The following is an 18,723-nucleotide window of genomic DNA, read 5'->3' as shown; positions in this document are numbered from 1 at the left end:
TCTCCGGCGGGGGAGTTGCGGAACGCCCGTGAATGGTGCTGGTCTGTCAGCACGAATCCATCATGCCGTCCGACCTCTCATCCCGGGATTTGCCGCTGCCGCGCCGCGCGGGCGCCTACACCTTCGCGGCCCTGTTCGCGGCGGAATCCTTCGTGCGCGCGCTCAATTCCACGGTCGTTTCCCTCCAGGCCTATGACATCCTGGGGGATGCCCAGAAGGTGAGCGTGCTCGCCACCTCCGTCTCGGTGAGCGTCCTGTTTCTCACGCTGATGCTGCCGCACGTCCTGGGCCGGCTGCGCCGCCGCTGGGCCTACACCCTCGGCGCCGTGCTGATGATCGCGGCCAGCCTTGCGCTGGCGAGCCACGTGGTGGTCGGCCAGGCCGCCGGCATGATGCTGCGCAACCTCGGCGCGGCGGTCATGAACATCACGCTCTCGCTCTATATCCTCGACCATATCCGCCGGGCCGACCTGGCGCGCTCTGAGCCGCTGCGGCTCAGCCTCTCGACCTTTTCATGGATGACAGGCCCGGCGCTCGGTGTCTGGCTCTATGTGGAGTACGGGCCGTGGGGACCGCAGGTCGCGGCAGTCGTTTCGGCCGGGGTGCTCCTGGCGCTTTTCTGGTATCTCAGGCTCTCGGACAGCGTGAATGCCATGCCGCCCGGCAATCTCGAAGGGTTCAAGGCTCTTCGGAACGTCAGCCGGTTCGTGGAGCAGCCACGCCTGAGGCTCGCCTGGCTCATTGCCTTCGGGCGGTCATGCTTCTGGTCCACCTTCTTCATCTATGGGCCACTCCTGCTCGTCGAGGCGGGTCTCGGCAAGACGCTGGGCGGACTGATGATCTCCGCCAGCCAGGCAGTGCTGCTGACCGCCTGGCTCTCCGGCCGCTTCGCCCAGAGGTTCGGGGTTCGGGCGGTGATCGCGGCGTCTTTCCTGTTCTCCGCTGGCGCCTCGTTCGCCGCAGGACTGGCGGGAACCAGCCATCCCTATGTGACGATCGCCTGCCTGCTTCTCGGCTCCGTCGCGGCCTCGGCGCTGGACGGGGTAGGCGGCATCCCCTTCCTCCGAGCGGTGCGCCACCGCGAGCGCCAGGAAATGGCAGCGGTCTACCGAAGCTATATCGATTGCTCGGAACTGATCCCGGCCTTCGTCTTCGCTTTCGCCCTGCTGTGGCTGCCGATCGGAACGGTCTTCGTGATCCTCGCTGTGGCGCTTTGCAGCATCGGGCTGGTTGCCTGGCGCCATCTTCCGAAATCACTCTAGCGCCCCTGCGCTTCGAGAGCACGAATCCCCCGACCACGCAGGCGAGGGCCGCGAGAATGTGCCACGTGATGGGCTCGCCCAGAATCGCCCAGGCCAGCAGCACGCCCGAGACAGGCATGAAATAGCTTGCCATGCTCATGTAGGTCTGCCCGACGGTGAGTGTGATGTTGGCGCGCAGCAGATAGGCGAGCCCGGTGCAGACGAGTCCGAGATAGAGCGCCGAGACCCAGCCTGACGGACTCATGGCCGGCCAGGACTGGCCCTGAACGAGGAGAAGCGGAACCAGCGAGAGGACTGCAACCCCCATGTTCACGGCCGTCATCATGGTGACGCTGGTGCGGCGCACGAAGCGGATCAGCGTTCCCGCCGCCACATAGCACAGCATTCCCGCCCACACCGCGGCATAGGCGAGCGCATCGAAGCCGAGCCCCTGGGAGAGTTCGGGGCCAACCACCAGGGCAAGGCCGGCGAAGCCCAGCAGCATTCCGGCGAGCTTGCTTCCGGTGAAGCGGTCGTCCGGGGTGGTGAAGTGGGCGGCCAGCATCGTCGCGAGCGGGCCCACGCCCATGATGAGGGAGGTGATGCCTGCCGGGATGTGAAGTTCCGCCCAGGAAATCAGATAGAACGGTCCTACGGTATTAAGCAGGCTCATGGCGATGATGATGAGCCACTCCCGGGTGGTGGGCGGAAGCGCATCGCCGCGCCAGGCCGCAAAGAGGGCGATCGGCAGGAAGGCCACCGCGACGCGGATCATCACCAGCCAGAGCGGCCCCGTCTCGTGGACGGAAATCTTGATCGCGAGGAAGGCCGAGCCCCAGATGGAGCCCAGAAGCGCGATCTTGCCGAAGTCCAGAAGTCCGGGAGGGCGGAGCTGTCGTGGGAGAGCCATTTCACTTGACGGGGCCTGAACCGGCGCGCAACAGAAGCCGGGAGAAGTTGGAGGAGGGGGCATGCCACAGAAGATCACCCTTGGCCACAGGCAGTTGATGGCAGAGGCGGAGGCACAGGTCTCCCATGTCTCTCCCGCAGAGGCGGTGGCGATGCTGGGCCGCCCGGACGTGGTGATCGTCGACATCCGCGACATTCGCGAGATCCAGCGGGAGGGCCGCATACCCGGCTCCTTCCATGCCCCGCGCGGCATGCTTGAATTCTGGGTCGACCCCGAGAGTCCCTATCACAAGCCTGTTTTCGCCGAAGACAGGACCTTTGTCATCCACTGCGCCAGCGGCTGGCGTTCGCTGCTCGCCACCGAGATCCTGCAGCGCATGGGGCTGAAGCCGGTGTTCAACATGACGGGCGGTTTCTCGGCGTGGAAGGAGGCAGGTGGCCCCATCGAGAAGGTCGAACACAAGTGAGCAACCTGCATCTCGTCATCGGCAACAAGAACTATTCCTCCTGGTCCTTGCGGCCGTGGATGGCGCTCACCATGGCGGGAATTCCCTTCCGCGAGACGGTGATCCCGCTTGACACGCCGGAAACGGCACGGCTCATCGCGGCGCACTCCGGCGCGGGGCGCGTTCCGGTGCTGCATCACGGCCGGCACACGATATGGGAGTCGCTCGCCATCATGGAGTACCTGGCCGAGCTGTTTCCGGAAAAGCATCTGTGGCCGAAAGCCATGGTGGCGCGGGCGCTGGCGCGCGCCGTCTCGCACGAAATGCATGCCGGTTTCGCTGCCTTGCGCAGCGCCTGCCCGATGAACCTGAGGCGGGCCGTAAAGCCCGTGCCCCTGAACGAGGCCGTGCTCAGGGACGTGGCACGGATCGAGGAACTCTGGCGCCTCTGCCGCGGCCGGTTCGGCAAGGGCGGCAGGTTCCTGTTCGGCCGCTTCTCCATAGCCGACGCCATGTTTGCGCCGGTCGTCTCCCGCTTCCGGACCTACGCAATAGAGGTGACGGATGAGAGCCGGGCCTACATGGAGGCGGTCATGAACACCGAGGCCTTCGGCCAATGGCGGGCTGCAGCATTGCAGGAAGTCTGGACGGTTCCCGCCGACGAGGTGGATTGAGGGATTTCCGCGGCGCGGCCCCGACGCCGATGCCTCAGGTGCCCGACCCGGCGACGAGCCAACGGGGAATTCTGGCAACCGGCTCGTCCGCTCGGCTTGCATGAATGTCTTTCCACCCGAGCCCGACGATGCTCAGAACCTTGAAAAGCGCATCGGCCGTCATCCATGTCCCCTCGATATCATTGCCGTAGGGCCCGGCGGAGTGGAAAGGGAAGGAATGTGTTTCGCGTCCGAAAGGCGTCATGATGAAGTGCTTGCCGTAGCGGGCTGCAACCGAGCTTCCGTCTACGAGCTTAAACGCCTTGTATCCTCCCAGGCCCACCAGCAGGCAGAAAACCTCGATGGTGTGGGCTTCAGCCGAGATGTATTCGGGAAAGATGCCGTTCTCGAACAAGGCACGTAGCACGGCAGCATCGAAGTGCTCGAGGTCGATCTTGACGTAATGCGGCGTGCCGTGGCGCCTTACGATTTCCGCCACCGGGATTGCCGGCAGCATCACGTCCTTGAACTCCTTCATCGCTTCCGGGTTTGGCCGGGGAAACTGGCTGAGGACGTGGTTGGTCTTGTGGAGATAAAATGGAACCTTTTCCGCGCCGGGTGCCGCTGTCAGAACGGCATTCTCTATGATCAACCTTCCAACGGCGAGTTCATGGGCAAATCTCATTCTCATGCCGTCGCAGAGTTCGGGGTTGGCCTCGACGGCGATGACGCGGTCCGCCTTCTTGAGGTAATAGTCGACGTCGTCTCCGTTGTTTGCCCCGAAGTCGTAGATGACAGTTTCAACGGCCATTCATCTCTCCGCCGGCCTGTGCCGGGTTCAGCTCAACCCTGAGGAGATACTGTCGTTCAGTTGGTCTCGCACCGCAACAGCGACTTTGGCATCGCAACTCTGCTTATGGAGCGAAGGTCAACACCTTGGAGAGTTCCCATCCCGCGATGGCCAGGATGAGCAGGCCGACGGCGATCATCAGCGGCTTGCGGGGCGCGATCTTGAGCAGCCAGCCAGCGAGTATGGCCGAGGGCAGGCCGCCGACGACGAGTCCGGCGACGGCAGTGAGATGCTCCGCGATACCCTTCGATTCTTCCCACACGCCGAACGCGATAGTGGCGGCGAAGGCCGAAACCACCGCACAGGTGACGACGAACTCGGCCGCATTCACCGTGCCCACCACGTAGCGTGGGGCGGCGCCCGCACCGATCAGGCTCGAGGTGACGACCGGCCCCCATCCACCCCCACCGATGGCATCGAGGAAGCCGCCGGCAGTGCCCAGAGGGGCAATGAACTTTCCCGGCACGGTCTTGTTCGCCGGAAACATGAGGCCCCGCCAGATGATGACAAGCCCCATCACGCCAAGATAGGCGAAGACGAAGGGCCGGATCACCCCCGCTGGCGCATTGACGAGGACCATGGCGCCCAAAATTCCGCCGATCGAGCCAGTGACGCAAAGGATCAGCAGCACGCGTCGTTCGACGTTGCCATGCAGGATGTGGGAGGTGCCCGACACACCGGTGGTGAAGAGCTTTGCGGCATGGACGCTGGCGGAGGTGTGGGCGGGCGGAACGCCGGAGGCCAGCAGCACGGTTGACGAGATCACGCCATAACCCATGCCGAGCGCGCCGTCGATCAGCTGTGCGAAGAAGCCGACGGCAGCGAAAATCAGGAAGTCAACGATCCAGGGTTCCATGCGTGTCCTGCATTGGCCGACAACCTGCCAAGGGTGAAGCGCGACGAGTCGCCGCGGTGGATGTGAAGCAGTCCGAGCGGTTCTTCAGTGCGCGGCACGCGAGAGGGGCGTGATCGCCTGCCCGTTGTGAGTCCAGTGAATGCCGCACTCGGTCTTCCCGGTGCCTGCCCAGCGCCCGGCGCGCGGGTCCGCCGCCGATCCGCCGGGCAGCGTGCAGGGCTCGCAGCCAATCGAGAAATAGCCGATTTCGGTCAGCGGGTGGGTGGGCAGATCATGCGCCTTCATGTGAGCCGCGATATCGAGAGCGGAGAAGCCGGCAAGCGGCTCCACCTTGAGCCGCCCATCGCCGATCGACAGAAAGTCGAGCGTGGCGCGCGCTGCGCCGTGGTAGCGTTTGCGGCCCGATATGGTCACGTCGAAACCGGCGAGTGCCCGCTCCAACGGCAACGTCTTGCGGATGTGGCAGCAGTGATCGGCGTTCTTCTTGTGGAGCGTCCCGTCCGGATCCTGCGCTGCGAGCAGCGCTTTATCCGGCGTGATCACCCTGACGCCGGTGAGCCCCAGGCGGTCCACCAGCTTGGCGCGATAGGAGATCGTTTCCCAAAAGTGCTTTCCCGTATCGAGGAAGATCACCGGCGTGGAGGGGTCCACCTGGGAGACCATGTGCAGCAACACCGCCGACTCCGCACCGAAGGACGACACCACTGCGGCGCGGCCGTGGAAATCACGCAAGATGGGTTCCAGCAGCTGCTGGCCCTCAAGACCCGCATAGCTCTCGAAAATCTGCTTTTCCAAGCTGCTCACCCGGCGTGCGGCTGTTCGAGCCAGGGCTCGGCGTCGGTGTGGCGTTCGGTCCAGATCTCGGCCTCGGAGCCGCGCCGGAAGAGCCCGCGCTGGTAGGCAAGCGACATTTGGCGCGATGCCTTTTGCCAGGTTTCGAGGGGGAAGCGCTCGCCGATCTCGAAAGCGTCGAAGCCCACCTGCAGCATGAATTGCAGCTGGTCGGGGAGCACATTGCCGACAGCGCGGATCTCGCCCCGGTAGCCCATCTCGCGGAGCTTGCGGGCAATCGAGTAGGCGCGCCCGTCACCGAAGGCAGGGAAGGGGAGCACGATCACCGACAGGCGATGGAGGAAGGTGGCGAGCGCTTCCGGCCGGTCGGTATTGCCGAAGCGAACACCGAGCGCGCCGGAACGCTCCGAAAGCGCGCCCCACTCCTTCAGGAGGCGCGCGAAGGGAACGATGACGTCGCCGGCGTTCGGAAGATCGCCTTCGGCCTCCGCGTGAAGCCAGGTGTCCGAAACGATCGCATTGTTCTTAAGCAGCGGCATAGAGAGCCTCCTTGAAGGGCTTGGCACCGAGGCGGCGATAGGTGGCGAGGAATTCCTCGCCGGGCTCGCGAAGTTCGAGATAGGTATCGAGAATGGTTTCGATGGCGTCCGCCACCTCGTGGCCGGCAAAGCCGGGGCCCAGGATGGTGCCGATCGAGGCGTTCTCGGCAGAGGAGCCGCCGAGCGTGATCTGGTAGAATTCCTCGCCTTTCTTGTCGAGGCCGAGAATGCCGATGTGGCCCACGTGGTGGTGGCCGCAGGCATTGATGCAGCCCGAAATGTTGATCTTGAGCTTGCCGATCTCGTCCTGCTTCTTCGAGTCCGCGAATTTGCGAGAGATCGATTGGGCGATTGGGATCGACCGTGCCGTGGCCAGCGTGCAATAATCGAGGCCGGGGCAGGCGATGATGTCGCCCGCCAGCCCGTAATTGGCGGTGGAAAGCCCCGCCGCATCCAGCGCCTGCCAGACAGCAAAGGCGTCTTCCTTCTTCACATGCGGCAGCACGATGTTCTGCGAATGGCTGACGCGCAGCTCGTCGAAGCTGTAGCGCTCGGCGAGATCCGCCATCAGCCGCATCTGTTCGGCCGTGGCATCCCCAGGAATGCCGCCATCGGGCTTCAGCGAAATGTTGACGATGGTGTAGCCGTCCGCACGGTGCGGGCCCAGATTGTTCTTCGCCCACCGTGCGAAGGCGGGGCTCTGGAGCCTTGCCTCCTCGAAGGCGGGCGACCAGCGGGGCAGCTTCTCGAGCTGGGGAGGAGAGAAATAGGCGGCGATGCGCTTCAGCTCCCGCTCCTCGACCTCGGTCGAGGGGTGGGGGCGCTTCGCATACTCCGCCTCGACCTCCTCCTTGAACTTTTCTGCGCCGATCTCGTGGACGAGGATCTTGATGCGCGCCTTGTACTTGTTGTCGCGACGGCCATAGAGATTGTAGACGCGCATGATCGCCTCGAGATAACCGATCAGCTCGTGCTGGGGCAGGAAGTCGCGCACGGTCACGCCCACCATCGGCGTGCGGCCGAGGCCGCCGCCCACGATCACCTCCCAGCCGATCTCGCCCGTGTCGTTGCGGTGCAGCCTGAGGCCGATGTCATGCACCTTGACCGCGGCCCGGTCGTTGGGTGCGCCCGTTACTGCGATCTTGAACTTGCGAGGCAAGAAGGAAAACTCGGGGTGGAGCGACGACCACTGGCGGAGAAGTTCCCCAACCGGGCGCGGATCCGCGATCTCGTCGGCCGCAGCGCCCGCCCAATGATCGGTCGTCACATTCCGGATGCAGTTGCCCGAGGTCTGAATGGCATGCATCTCGACGTCCGCCAGCGCATCCAGGATATCAGCGGTATCCTCCAGCTTGATCCAGTTGAACTGGATGTTCTGGCGGGTGGTGAAATGTCCGTAGCCCTTGTCCCACTTCTCGGCGATCAAGGCGAGCTGGCGCATTTGGCGGCTCGAAAGCGTGCCGTAGGGGATGGCGATACGCAGCATGTAGGCGTGGAGCTGCAGATAGAGGCCGTTCATCAGCCGGAGGGGGCGGAATTCATCCTCTGTCATGTCGCCCCGCATGCGGCGCTCGGCTTGGTCGCGGAACTGGCGGGTGCGCTCGCGCACGAACTGGTGATCGAACTCGTCGTAACGGTACATCGGATCAGACTCCTTCAGGGGCCGCGAAGCCCGCACCCTTGCCTTCAGCCTGCTTGCCGAGGTCGGTTCTCACGGTGGGGCCAAGGGCACGCATGCGCTCGCGGATGTGCGTGGCACGGACCCGCCCCCCGAGGCGCTCCGCGTCGACGAGATAGGTGCCGGTGACGAGCGTCCGTTTCTCATCCTCGCGGGCGCGTGCCTCGAGCGCAGCGGCGGCCTCGGGCTCGAGTGCCAGCACGGCCTCGTCGATGGCCTCGCTCCAGTCGCCGGAGCGTGTCATGAACACGACGGTGCCGTCCCTCAGGCGGTTGGCGGTGACGAGCTGTCCCTTTTCAGGCTTGGTCATGATGCGGCTCTCAGAATGGCGTCACGGAGGTCCTCGCGGACCGGAAAGGGAATGACCTCGGCGGGTTTCGCCGGGGCTACGGCCGGTACCGTCTCGAAGGCGATGCCCTCGGCGGCGACGGCGACCGTTTCCTCGAGCGGAGGCTCCGAGCCAGAGAGACGGGTCACCAGCTTTCCGGCCCGGGCCTCGGCGATCAGGATGTCGGCAGTCCCGTCATAGAGTTCGCCGCGCACGGCAAGCCGCAACGCATCGCGCCTGGCCATCTCGAGGATCGCGGCAGGCACCGTGCGGTCATGCACGATCACGTCCGCCTCGTGCAGCTTGCGCTGCGCCTTCAGCGTGAGGAGTTCGGGATCGGCGGAACCCAGGCTCACGAAGGAAACGCGACCCGCTTGCGGGCTCGCCTCGCTCTCGAACAGCCGCTCGACACCGGCGAGATAGCCGCAGGATTCGCCTGCGAGAAAGGCCTCGCGCACATCGCCGAAAAAGAAGCGCTGCCAGAAGGCACGGCGGCGGTTGCCCGGCGGAATGAGGGAGGCGACACGTTCGCGCAGCTCCGCGGCGGCCCTGGCCAGGGCGCCAAGGCCATGGGGAAGCAAGGCGTCGATCCGGGCCCTGAGGCCCTGGCCGAGGACAGGGGCGGTTCCCTCCGTGCCGATCGCCACCACGATCGGGTCGCGGTCGACGATCGAGGGGACGATGAAGCTCGAGATTTCAGCCTCGTCGACGGCGTTGACGGGAATGCCAAGTGCTCGCGCGTCCGCGGCGACCCGCGCGTTGAGTGAGGCTTCGGCGGAATAGACGAGCGCCGCGCCCTCCAGAAGTCCGGCATGGTACTGGCGGGCGATCCAGTTGACGCGCGGTTCGGCGGCGAGTTCGTCATGCAGGGCGGGCGCCACGACGTTGATCACCGCCTCGGTCTTGAGCAGCAGGCGCACCTTGCGCAGCGCCTCCTCGGTTCCGCCCACGACGGTCACGGGCCGGTTCCTGAGGTCGACGAAAATGGGAAAGTAGCGCATGGCGGCCGCTCCCTACGATGTCCGTTCGCTGTTTCAAACGTTCGGAGTTCCGTACGGTTTGCCCCTTGCGGCCACGAATTCGTTTGAACTTCAAGACGAAAACGCGCTATCAGAGAGCCCGACAGAGCACCGGACGCCGGTGTTGTTCGTTTTATCGAACACAAGTTCTAACTACAGGACGACCAAATGTCAACGCGTCGCGGCAGGAAAGACGGCTCGCCCCAGGAGTTCGATCCCACTCCATCCTTGGGCAAAACCATCCAGAGGTTGCGCAAGGCGTACAACATGTCGCTCGGCGACCTGTCGGAGCAATCCGGCGTTGCGAAATCGATCATTTCGCAGATTGAACGCAACGAGACGAACCCAACGCTTTCCACGGTCTATCGTCTGTCCAAGGCCCTCGACACGACGATCGACGAGGTTCTGCGCACCGAAGGCCAGCAGGTCTTCCTGGAGCACCAGTCGAAATCCGGTGTCCCCATTCTCGAGAGCCAAGACGGTCTCTGCCGGCTGGCCATCGCGGGGCCGCTGAACCTGGTCGAGCAGGTGCAATGGTATGATTTCCGTGCGAAGCCGCGGGGCGTGCTGGAGTCCGATCCTCATCCGCCGGGGACGATCGAGCATCTCTACATGCTGGGAGGCGAGGTGGAGGTCACGTCGGGCAGTGAAACACGCCTTGCCAAGGCCGGCGAGACGCTGCGTTTCCGGGGAGACCTTGCCCACAGGATCGTCAACGTCGGCGAGGGCGAGGCTCACGCCACAATGGTGCTGGTGCTCCGGCAATTGGGATCGGCGGAGGCCCGTGCCGGCTAGGTGCCATACCGGGGAGGGCGATGCGCAGGAAAGTCGTTCTCACGCATGACCTCGTGGCGCGGGTAGACCGCAAGATTCCACAGGATCACCTGCCGCCCGACCCTGACCGCGTTCCGATGACGGACGAGGATTTCGCCCGCGCCGTCCAAAGCATCCTGCGGGAGCATGGGCCTGGCCCGGTCTGGGTGTTCGGCTATGGTTCGCTGCTGTGGAACCCGGGCTTTTCCTTCGACACGCGGCGGGGAGCCTGGTTGCGCGGCTGGCACCGCGCCTTCTGCATGCAGCTCCTGCGTTTCAGGGGATCGCCCGAGCAGCCCGGCCTGATGCTGGCGCTGGACCATGGCGGCTCCTGCAAGGGCGAGGTGTTCCGAATCCCGGAGGAGGGCGCCGCCGCCGAGCTCGACAGGCTGATGCGGCGGGAGGTTCCCTACCGGCGTCTCGCCCGGGCCTGGCGCTGGGTCGAAGTCGACATCGAGGGCGAGCGGCAGAAGGCGCTCACATTCTATGCCGGCATGCGTCGTGACCGCTTCTACGTGAGGCTGCCGCTCCATGCCCAGGCGCACATGCTGGCCCGGGCTGCGGGCCATGGCGGCTCGGGGGCGGCCTATCTTCACCATACGGTCCTGAAGCTCGAGGAACTCGGCATTCACGATTCCTATCTCTGGGAGCTGCAGCACCTGGTTGCGGCGGAGATCCGCGCCATGGCCGAGCCCTCAGGCCCGTGATACCTCGCCGTTGGGGTGCCTGACGATGCGGCCCGCGAGGGAGAGTTCGAGGAGGAGTGCGGAAAGCGTCTGAGCGTCGAGGCCGCTTTCGCGCATAAGGTCGTCGGCGTCGATGGGGGTTGGAGAGAGCAGTTCCAGCAGGTTCCGGCTCTCCGCTTCGCCAGCCTCGAGACGGGCGATCGGCGGGGGGTCGGGCTCGAACAGGTTCATCTGGACCTGCCGCGGGCCGGAGTCGAGTGCCTCCAGAACGTCGCGGGCGGAGAGGAGGAGCGCCGCTCCGTCCCTGATCAGCCGGTTGCTGCCCTCACAGCGCGGATCGAGCGGGGAGCCGGGAACGGCGAAGATATCGCGGCCCTGCTCGGCGGCGAAGCGCGCGGTGATGAGCGAGCCCGAGCGCACGGCGGCCTCGACCACGATGAGGGCTCGGGCGATGCCCGATACGATGCGATTGCGCCGCGGGAAATATTCGGCCTTGGGCACGGTGCCCGGCACCATCTCTGACACGATGACGCCACGCTCGCCGATGGCGCCATGCAACGCCTCGTTCTCCGGCGGATAGACCACGTCGACGCCGCCTGCCACCACCGCGATGGTGCCGGTGTCCAGCGATGCCTCATGAGCGGCCGTGTCGATGCCGCGGGCGAGGCCGGAGACGATGGCGTGGCCCTCGCCGCCGATTTCGCGGGCAAGGCTCCGTGTGAACTTGCGTGCGATGGCCGAGGCATTGCGCGCACCTACGATGGCCACGCTCTCCCGCCTGAACAGGCCGGCATCACCCTTGAGGCAGAGGAGCGGCGGTGCGCCGTCGGTTTCGCGCAGCAGCGGCGGGTAATCCGCCTCGCTCCACGCCACGAACCGGGCGCCGAACGCGGCTGCGTTTTCGAGGTCGCGTTCTGCCGCATCGCAGCCGTAGAGCCGAGGTGAGCGGCCGAGACCGCCGTTGCGGGCGAGTTGGGGAAGGGCATCGAGCGCAGCGGCAGCCGAACCGTAGCGCCTGAGCAGCGTCCTGAAGGTGGAGGGGCCCACATTCTCGCTCTTCGAGAGGCGGAGCCAGTCGCGGCGTTCCTTCTCCGAGAGTGCCGCGGGGCTCATGCGGCGCGTGACTTGCCGATGCGCGGTTCCTCGCCCTTCACGATGCGGGCGATGTTGGCCCGGTGCGTGATGAAGACGGCGATGGCCATGATGGCGGCGGGAAGGACGATGTCACTTCGCCCCGCGAGATAGGCGGCGATGGGCGAGAAGAAGCTCGCGGTGAGGGCGGACAGCGAGGAGATGCGGAAGATGAACGCCATGGCGATCCACACGGCGATGAAGACCAGCCCCAGCGGCCAGTAGAGGCCGAAGAGAACGCCGATGGTGGTTGCCACGCCCTTGCCGCCCTTGAAGCCGAGCCACATCGGAAAAAGGTGACCGAAGAAGGCAGCGAGCCCGGCCAGGGCCGCGGCCTGCGGACCGTAGAGCCAGCCCATGAGCAGGGCGGGGATGGTGCCCTTCAGCGCGTCGAGAAGCAGGGTGAGTGCGGCCACCTTCTTGTTGCCGGTGCGCAGGACATTGGTGGCGCCGATGTTGCCGGAACCGATCGATCGGATGTCACCCAGTCCCGCGGACTTGGTGAGGATCAGTCCGAAAGGTATGGTGCCGCAGAGATAGCCGAAGGCCAGCGCGATCACCATTTCAAGTGCCGACATGCCCGCCATTTCAGTTTCTTCCCAGTGTCATGACCTAACGTAAGCGTAAACGCTCTCGCCCGCAACGACGGTTTCGACGGCGCGCCCCTTGAGCGTGCGATGCTCGAAAGGCGAGTTCTTGGCGCGAGAACGGAGCGCCTCCTCCTCCACCGTCCATGAAAGGTTGAGATCGACCAGGGCGAAATCCGCCGGTGCCCCCGGAGCGAGCCGCCCGGTCTCCAGTCCCAGGATTTCGGCGGGTTTCGACGACATCGCCTCGACGAGGCGGGAAAGCGGCAGCCCCTCGTTGTGATGCAGTCCGAGAGCCGCCGGAAGCATGGTCTCGAGGCCGATGGCGCCGAAGGCGGCCTCCGCGAAGGGCAGGCGCTTTGTGTCGGCGCTCTGCGGATCGTGGCCCGAGACGATCACGTCGATCGTTCCATCGGCGACTGCCTCGACGAGGGCGCGGCGGTCCTCTTCCGAGCGGAGCGGCGGAGAGAGCTTGAAGAAGGTGCGGTAGGCGCCGATGTCGTTCTCGTTCAGCACGAGGTGATGCACCGATACCCCACAGGTCACCGGAAGACCCTTCGCCTTGGCGGCGCGGATCACCTCCACCGAGAAACGGCTTGAAACCTGCGATGCGTGGTAGCGTGCGCCCGTCATCTCGACGAGGCGGAGGTCGCGCTCCAGCATGATCACTTCCGCCATTGCGGGGTTGCCGGAAAGGCCGAGGCGGCTCGCGGTTTCTCCCGCATTCATGACGCCGGAGGCGAGCGAGGGTTCTTCCACGTGCTGGACGACCAGCATGTCGAAATCCCGCGCGTAGGTGAGTGCGCGCCTGAAGACATTGGCATTGGCCACTGCCCGCGTGCCATCGGTGATCGCCACGGCGCCCGCTTCCTTGAGGAGGCCGATTTCCGTCATCAACTCACCCTGGAGCCCCTTGGTGATCGCCGCCATGGGAGCCACGCGCACCGACGCGGTGTCGCGCGCCCTTCGCATGATGAAGTCGACGATTGCGGCGTCGTCGATCAACGGCTGGGTGTTGGGCATGACGATCATGGTGGTAACGCCGCCCGCTGCGGCGGCTTCCGAAGCGCTCGCCAGCGTTTCGCGATACTCCGTACCTGGCTCCCCCGTGAAGACACGCATGTCGATCAGGCCGGGGATGAGTGCGAGCCCGGTGCAGTCGATCACGGCAGTGCCAGGCCCTGCGTTCTCGCGCGTAACCTTGGGGCCCACTCCGAGGATCCAGCCATCCTCGATCAGGATGCCGCCCTTGCCGGCAAGCCCCTGCGCCGGAGCGACGATCTCGGCGTTCACATAGGCGCGGCGGCTCGCGTGATGCCTGGCGGCGCTCCTCATGCGTTTCCTCCGCCCGGCATGTTGCGCGAGAGCGCGTCGAGCACGGCCATGCGCACGGCCACGCCCATCTCCACCTGCTCGCGGATCACCGATTGCGCACCGTCGGCAACGTCGGAGTCGATCTCGATTCCGCGGTTCATCGGGCCCGGGTGCATCACCATGACGTCGGGCCTCGCGAGCTTCAGCTTGTCGGAATTGAGGCCGTAGAAGCGGTAGTATTCGCGGATCGAAGGCACGAAGGCGCCGGTCATCCGCTCGAGTTGGAGTCTCAGCATCATCACGACGTCGGCGTTCTTGAGGCCGGTTTCCATGCTCCGGTGGACCTCGACTCCGAAGTTGGCGATGCCCGAAGGAAGCAGCGTCGACGGCGCCACAACCCGGACATGGGCGCCCAGCTTGTTCAGGAGGTGGATGTTCGAGCGGGCCACGCGCGAATGCAGAACGTCGCCGCAGATCGCCACGACGATGCCCTCGAAACGCTCCTTGTGACGGCGGATGGTGAGGGCGTCGAGCAGCGCCTGGGTTGGGTGCTCGTGCTGGCCGTCGCCCGCATTGATCACCGCGCAGGAGACCTTCTGCGCCAGGAGTTCGACCGCACCCGAGGATTGGTGTCGCACCACGAGAAAATCCGGCTGCATGGCGTTGATGGTCATTGCCGTATCAAGCAGCGTTTCGCCCTTGGAAACGGCTGAGGTGGCCACTGCCATGTTCATGACGTCCGCTCCGAGGCGCTTGCCTGCGATCTCGAAGGAACTCTGGGTGCGGGTCGAGGCCTCGAAGAACAGGTTCACCTGGGTGCGGCCCTGGAGGACGGGCTGGCGCTTGTCGGTCTGGCGGCTCACCTCGACATAGCGTTCTGCGAGGTCGAGGATGCGGACGGCTTCGAGGGAGGAAACATCGTCAATGGCCAGCAGGTGCTGGGCCCTGAGGAGCGGCGGCCGGGGATCGCGTGTCATCAAAGCCGGTTGTGTAGGCGCTTCTCTCCCGCCCCGCAAGCCGCTTCTCAGGCTTCTGCACAGGGCTCAGGAGGCGACGCCCGCGAGATAGAGCACAAGCGGAATGGTGAGGGCGGCGGCGATTACCTGAAGCGTCAGGATATTGGCCACCATGGTCGCGTCGCCACCCATCTGGCGGGCCAGCACATAGGCGCCGGACCCCGTCGGCACCGCACCGCAGAGGAGAGCCACGGCGAATGCCTGTCCCTCGACACCCATGAGGACGAGGCAGCCCGCCATGAGGAGCGGCATGGCGAGCAGCTTGAGAACGGTGGCGGCGGCCACCGGCGCGAAGCTCGAGATAGCGGATCCCACGCGGAGCCCGGCGCCGACGGTGAGCAGGGCGAGGCCCAGGGCCCCCCTGCCGATCATGTCGAGCACCTGCAGCGCCATGGGCGGAAGTTCGAGTCCTGCCACCTGCCAGGCAACGCCCCCCAGCGATGAGAACACGAAGGGGTTGCGCAGGATGGAAAGCGCCAGCTTGCCGGCATCGAGCCGAGTCTCGCGGGCGAAGCGCGACATGACGATGACGCAGAGAATGTTGAGCAGCGGCGTCATGGCGGCGGCGCTCACCGCTCCGAGCGACAGCGCCTTGGGGCCGAACTGCAGAGGTATGATGGCGAAGGCGATGAAGGTGTGCCAGCGTGCCGCCCCCTGCACGAGGCTGGTGAATTGCGGCCCGTCGATCCTCAGCGCTGCCATCACCGGCCGGTGAAACAGCACGAGCAACCCGATCATGACGAGCACGGCCAGCATCATGGCCGCCGCCATCTCCAGCACCGGGACACCGGCGAAATCGGCCGATGCGATCTCCTTGAAGATGATGGCGGGGAACAGCACGAAATAGCAGATCTGGTCCAGTCCGTGCCATTGCTGCTCGCCGATCACCTCGAAGCGCTTCAGCGCGAACCCGATGAGGATGACGATGAAGACCGGGAGGAGGGCGAGGAAGACCGTGGTCATCGGAGCGAGTCCAGTGCGGCCTGCAGGATCCAGGCGGCGGCGAGCTTGTCTATCACCTCGTCGCGCTTGGCGCGCGAGGCGTCCGCCGCGATCAGCATGCGCTCGACGGCGGCTGTCGAAAGCCTCTCGTCCCAGAATACGATCGGGATCGGGGAAAGCCTGGCGAAATTGCGCGCGAAACTTCGGGTGGACTGCGCCCGCGGCCCCTCACTGCCATCCATGTTCACAGGTAGCCCCAGCACGATCAGGCCGATGTTCTCCGCCGCAATCATGGCAAGCAGCCGCTCGGCGTCCTGGGTGAATTTCTTCCGCGTGATGGTTTCCACCGGGGTGGCGATCATGCGGGTCCGGTCGCTTGTCGCGACGCCGATGGTCCGGGTCCCGAGATCGAGCCCCATCAACCGCTTGTCGGGGGAGATGGAGGAAATCGCGTCACGGAGGGTGGGGTCGGGCGGGGCCATGGCGCTCACCTAGCTCATCGCGGCCCTTCCGGAAACCGCCAACTTGCCATTGGCGCGCTGCCGGTGGATCATGAACCGCAACCCAAGGAGTGCCTGCATGAAGATCATCTATCACGGCCATTCGGCCCTGCGCATCGAAACCGGCAAGTCGGTGATCCTCATCGATCCATTCCTCACGGGGAACCCGGCCGCGACGGCGACCTGGCAGGAGGCCAGCCGGGGCTGCACCCATCTCCTTCTCACCCATGGCCACGGCGACCATGTCGGCGACGCACTCGAGATCCTCAAGGCGACGGGGGCCGTTCTGGTGTCGAACTTCGAAATCTGCAGCTGGCTCAATGCCAGGGGCGCCGAAAACTACAGCCCCGGCAATCATGGCGGGCGCATATCCTCCGATGATTTCGACGTGATCTTCACCAGCGCATGGCATTCCTCCTCCGACATCGTGGAGGGCACGCCCGTCTATCTCGGCAACCCGGCGGGATTCGTGATCGAACCGAGGCATGAGAAGGGCAAGACGGTCTATGTGGCGGGCGACACCGGCCTGTTCTCCGACATGAAGCTGATCCACGAGCTCCATCGGCCCAGCATCGGCATCCTGCCGATCGGCGACCGCTTTACCATGGGCGGCGACCAGGCCGCCTATGCCTGCCGGAACTTCTTCGACTTCAAGACGGTCATCCCGTGCCACTTTGCCTCCTTCAAGGGCTTCGTCGACCCGGACGCCTCGAAGTTCCTGAAGGCCATGGGCCCCGACGCGGGCAAGGTGAAGGTTATGACGGCCGGCGAGGCGGTGGAACTCTGATGGCCCGGAAAGCGGAGCGGCCCGTCGGGCCCGTGGTCGATCCGAAGCCGCCCGGCTCCCGCCCCGACATGCGGCCCCTCCACGGGCGCTGGATCCTGCTGGAACCCGTTTCTGCCGAGACGCATGCGAAGGACCTCTACGGCTCCTTCGCGGATCATGATCCCGAAGGCCACGTCTGGACCTACATGGGTTACGGGCCGTGGGAGTCCTTCGAGGCGTTCGAAGCCTGGCTCAAGGAGCGCGAAGCCTCGCGCGACCCGTGGTTCTACGCCTTTGTGCGGCGCGACACGGGCAAGGCCTGCGGCATGGGCTCCTTCATGCGCTGCGATGCCGCGAACGGAGTGATCGAGATCGGCCATATCTGGATGTCACCCGGGCTGCAGCGCACCCGGGAAGCCACCGAGGCGATCTTCCTGATGATCCGTCATTGCTTCGACGATCTGGGCGTTCGGCGCCTCGAATGGAAATGCGATGCGCTGAATGCCCCGTCCCGCAGGGCGGCGGAGCGTTTCGGCTTCGCCTTCGAGGGCATCTTCCGCCAGCACATGATCGTCAAGGGCCGGAACCGTGACACGGCCTGGTATGCCATGCTGGACAGGGACTGGCCGCGCGTCCGCGCCGGTTTCGAAGCCTGGCTGAAACCTTCGAATTTCGACGCGAAGGGCCGCCAGAAAGCCAAGTTGCAGGTGGCCTGAGCGGGTGCTATTCCGCGCCCTCGAAGCCTTCAAGGATTGGAAATCTCGATGTCTGTCGATCAGGGAACCGTGAAACGGGTGGCGCGGCTCGCGCGCCTCAAGGTGAGCGAGGAGGACGTGCCGCGGCTGGCGGGCGAACTCAATTCCATCCTCGGCTGGATCGAGCAGTTGAACGCGGTCGATGTCTCGAACGTCGAGCCGCTCACCTCCGTCGTCAGCATGAAGATGAAGATGCGGAATGACGAGGTGACCGACGGCCACTACCCCGCGAAGATCGTCGCCAACGCCCCTGCCCAGGAAGACGCGTTCTTCATGGTGCCGAAGGTGGTGGAGTGAGGGCGAGCGACATGACTGATCTCACCTCGCTGACCATCGCCGCCGCCCGCGACGGCCTGAACAAGAAGCAGTTCACCGCGCTGGAGCTCACCGACGCTTATCTCGCCGCCATGGAGCGGGCGCGCCTGCTCAACGCCTATGTGGTGGAAACGCCGGACAAGGCGCGCGACATGGCCAGGGCGTCGCATGCGCGGCTGGCGAAGGGCGAGGGCGGGGCGCTCGAAGGCATTCCGCTCGGCATCAAGGATCTGTTCGCCACCGAGGGCGTTCACACCCAGGCCTGCAGCCACGTGCTCGACGGCTTCAAGCCGCAGTATGAATCCACCGTGACCGCCAATCTCTGGCGCGACGGCGCGGTCATGCTCGGCAAGCTCAACATGGACGAGTTCGCCATGGGCTCCTCCAACGAGACGAGCTACTACGGCAACGTCATCAATCCGTGGAAGCGCAGGAACTCCAACGCCGCGCTGGTGCCGGGCGGCTCCTCCGGCGGCTCTGCGGCGGCCGTGGCGGCCCATATCTGCGCAGCCGCCACCGCGACCGATACCGGCGGCTCCATCCGCCAGCCGGCGGCTTTCACCGGCACGGTGGGGATCAAGCCCACC

General features: G+C 65.3%; 22 protein-coding genes and 1 pseudogene. 9 read left to right on the top strand and 14 right to left on the bottom strand.

Annotated elements, in window-relative coordinates; all coding sequences use genetic code 11:
• Positions 1–32: 32 nt before the first annotated feature.
• On the top strand, positions 33–1,262 hold the full coding sequence (locus ACK4HL_RS15185) for an MFS transporter (RefSeq protein WP_409761821.1): 1,230 nt from the start codon (positions 33–35) through the stop codon (positions 1,260–1,262).
• A 28-nt stretch (positions 1,263–1,290) separates the two neighbouring features.
• Here ACK4HL_RS15185 and ACK4HL_RS15180 read toward each other — a convergent pair.
• Positions 1,291–2,151 (bottom strand): annotated as a pseudogene (locus ACK4HL_RS15180) (DMT family transporter); the annotation flags it as partial.
• A 61-nt stretch (positions 2,152–2,212) separates the two neighbouring features.
• Here ACK4HL_RS15180 and ACK4HL_RS15175 point away from each other — a divergent pair.
• Positions 2,213–2,617 carry a rhodanese-like domain-containing protein gene (locus tag ACK4HL_RS15175; protein ID WP_409761819.1) on the top strand — a complete coding sequence of 135 codons (405 nt, stop codon included), beginning with the start codon at positions 2,213–2,215 and terminating at the stop codon, positions 2,615–2,617.
• Positions 2,614–3,270, top strand: coding sequence for a glutathione S-transferase family protein (locus ACK4HL_RS15170; protein WP_409761817.1), 657 nt, complete (start codon positions 2,614–2,616; stop codon positions 3,268–3,270). The genes ACK4HL_RS15175 and ACK4HL_RS15170 overlap by 4 nt, the downstream gene beginning before the upstream one ends.
• A 34-nt stretch (positions 3,271–3,304) precedes the next feature.
• Here ACK4HL_RS15170 and ACK4HL_RS15165 read toward each other — a convergent pair whose 3' ends face one another.
• The 7 genes from ACK4HL_RS15165 to ACK4HL_RS15135 form a co-directional block, all read right to left on the bottom strand.
• Positions 3,305–4,060: an FkbM family methyltransferase gene (locus ACK4HL_RS15165; protein WP_409761815.1), complete on the bottom strand. Its 756-nt coding sequence runs from the start codon at positions 4,058–4,060 to the stop codon at positions 3,305–3,307.
• A 103-nt stretch (positions 4,061–4,163) separates the two neighbouring features.
• Positions 4,164–4,955 (bottom strand): sulfite exporter TauE/SafE family protein, encoded by a 792-nt coding sequence (locus tag ACK4HL_RS15160; RefSeq protein WP_409761813.1) that lies wholly within the window; start codon positions 4,953–4,955, stop codon positions 4,164–4,166.
• A gap of 84 nt (positions 4,956–5,039) precedes the next feature.
• Complete coding sequence (locus ACK4HL_RS15155) at positions 5,040–5,759, bottom strand: phosphoadenylyl-sulfate reductase (protein ID WP_409761811.1); 720 nt, start codon at positions 5,757–5,759, stop codon at positions 5,040–5,042.
• On the bottom strand, positions 5,756–6,286 hold the full coding sequence (locus ACK4HL_RS15150) for a DUF934 domain-containing protein (protein ID WP_409761809.1): 531 nt from the start codon (positions 6,284–6,286) through the stop codon (positions 5,756–5,758). Before ACK4HL_RS15150 ends, ACK4HL_RS15155 begins: the two co-directional genes overlap by 4 nt.
• Positions 6,273–7,928 (bottom strand): nitrite/sulfite reductase, encoded by a 1,656-nt coding sequence (locus ACK4HL_RS15145; RefSeq protein WP_409761807.1) that lies wholly within the window; start codon positions 7,926–7,928, stop codon positions 6,273–6,275. Before ACK4HL_RS15145 ends, ACK4HL_RS15150 begins: the two co-directional genes overlap by 14 nt.
• Positions 7,929–7,932: 4 nt before the next feature.
• Positions 7,933–8,274 (bottom strand): DUF2849 domain-containing protein, encoded by a 342-nt coding sequence (locus tag ACK4HL_RS15140; protein WP_409761805.1) that lies wholly within the window; start codon positions 8,272–8,274, stop codon positions 7,933–7,935.
• Entirely contained in the window at positions 8,271–9,293 is a 1,023-nt protein-coding gene (locus tag ACK4HL_RS15135; RefSeq protein ID WP_409761803.1) for an NAD(P)-dependent oxidoreductase, read from the bottom strand. The genes ACK4HL_RS15140 and ACK4HL_RS15135 overlap by 4 nt, the downstream gene beginning before the upstream one ends.
• 186 nt (positions 9,294–9,479) lie before the next feature.
• Between ACK4HL_RS15135 and ACK4HL_RS15130 the strand changes: the two genes are divergently transcribed.
• Both ACK4HL_RS15130 and ACK4HL_RS15125 read left to right on the top strand, forming a co-directional pair.
• Positions 9,480–10,106, top strand: coding sequence for a helix-turn-helix domain-containing protein (locus ACK4HL_RS15130; protein WP_409761801.1), 627 nt, complete (start codon positions 9,480–9,482; stop codon positions 10,104–10,106).
• 20 nt (positions 10,107–10,126) lie between these two features.
• A complete protein-coding gene (locus ACK4HL_RS15125) occupies positions 10,127–10,831 on the top strand; it encodes a gamma-glutamylcyclotransferase (RefSeq protein ID WP_409761799.1) in 705 nt (234 codons plus the stop codon).
• Here the strand turns inward: ACK4HL_RS15125 and dprA are convergent.
• From dprA to ruvX, 6 genes are all read right to left on the bottom strand, one after another.
• Positions 10,820–11,923, bottom strand: a complete 1,104-nt coding sequence (gene dprA, locus ACK4HL_RS15120) for a DNA-processing protein DprA (RefSeq protein WP_409761797.1) — start codon at positions 11,921–11,923, stop codon at positions 10,820–10,822. The genes ACK4HL_RS15125 and dprA overlap by 12 nt on opposite strands.
• Positions 11,920–12,519 (bottom strand): glycerol-3-phosphate 1-O-acyltransferase PlsY, encoded by a 600-nt coding sequence (plsY, locus tag ACK4HL_RS15115; RefSeq protein ID WP_409761795.1) that lies wholly within the window; start codon positions 12,517–12,519, stop codon positions 11,920–11,922. Before plsY ends, dprA begins: the two co-directional genes overlap by 4 nt.
• Before the next feature lie 27 nt (positions 12,520–12,546).
• A complete protein-coding gene (gene pyrC / locus ACK4HL_RS15110) occupies positions 12,547–13,863 on the bottom strand; it encodes a dihydroorotase (RefSeq protein WP_409761793.1) in 1,317 nt (438 codons plus the stop codon).
• Entirely contained in the window at positions 13,860–14,819 is a 960-nt protein-coding gene (locus ACK4HL_RS15105; RefSeq protein WP_409761791.1) for an aspartate carbamoyltransferase catalytic subunit, read from the bottom strand. The genes pyrC and ACK4HL_RS15105 overlap by 4 nt, the downstream gene beginning before the upstream one ends.
• Before the next feature lie 66 nt (positions 14,820–14,885).
• Complete coding sequence (locus ACK4HL_RS15100) at positions 14,886–15,821, bottom strand: AEC family transporter (protein WP_409761789.1); 936 nt, start codon at positions 15,819–15,821, stop codon at positions 14,886–14,888.
• The gene (gene ruvX, locus ACK4HL_RS15095; protein ID WP_409761787.1) at positions 15,818–16,282 is read right to left on the bottom strand and encodes a Holliday junction resolvase RuvX; all 465 of its coding nucleotides are present in this window, start codon (positions 16,280–16,282) and stop codon (positions 15,818–15,820) included. Before ruvX ends, ACK4HL_RS15100 begins: the two co-directional genes overlap by 4 nt.
• Before the next feature lie 97 nt (positions 16,283–16,379).
• Here ruvX and ACK4HL_RS15090 point away from each other — a divergent pair, with 97 nt between their 5' ends.
• The 4 genes from ACK4HL_RS15090 to ACK4HL_RS15075 form a co-directional block, all read left to right on the top strand.
• Positions 16,380–17,087: a metal-dependent hydrolase gene (locus ACK4HL_RS15090; protein ID WP_409761785.1), complete on the top strand. Its 708-nt coding sequence runs from the start codon at positions 16,380–16,382 to the stop codon at positions 17,085–17,087.
• Positions 17,087–17,782 (top strand): GNAT family N-acetyltransferase, encoded by a 696-nt coding sequence (locus tag ACK4HL_RS15085; protein ID WP_409761783.1) that lies wholly within the window; start codon positions 17,087–17,089, stop codon positions 17,780–17,782. The genes ACK4HL_RS15090 and ACK4HL_RS15085 overlap by 1 nt, the downstream gene beginning before the upstream one ends.
• Positions 17,783–17,830: 48 nt before the next feature.
• Positions 17,831–18,118 (top strand): Asp-tRNA(Asn)/Glu-tRNA(Gln) amidotransferase subunit GatC, encoded by a 288-nt coding sequence (gatC, locus tag ACK4HL_RS15080; protein ID WP_409761781.1) that lies wholly within the window; start codon positions 17,831–17,833, stop codon positions 18,116–18,118.
• 11 nt (positions 18,119–18,129) lie between these two features.
• On the top strand, positions 18,130–18,723 hold a 594-nt coding region (locus tag ACK4HL_RS15075), incomplete at its 3' end, for an amidase (RefSeq protein WP_409761779.1).

The organism is Aestuariivirga sp. (assembly GCF_046294715.1).
GTDB lineage: Bacteria > Pseudomonadota > Alphaproteobacteria > Rhizobiales > Aestuariivirgaceae > Aestuariivirga.
Note: the sequence above shows the minus strand (reverse complement) of the source record. Positions and strands in the feature narration are given on the sequence as shown.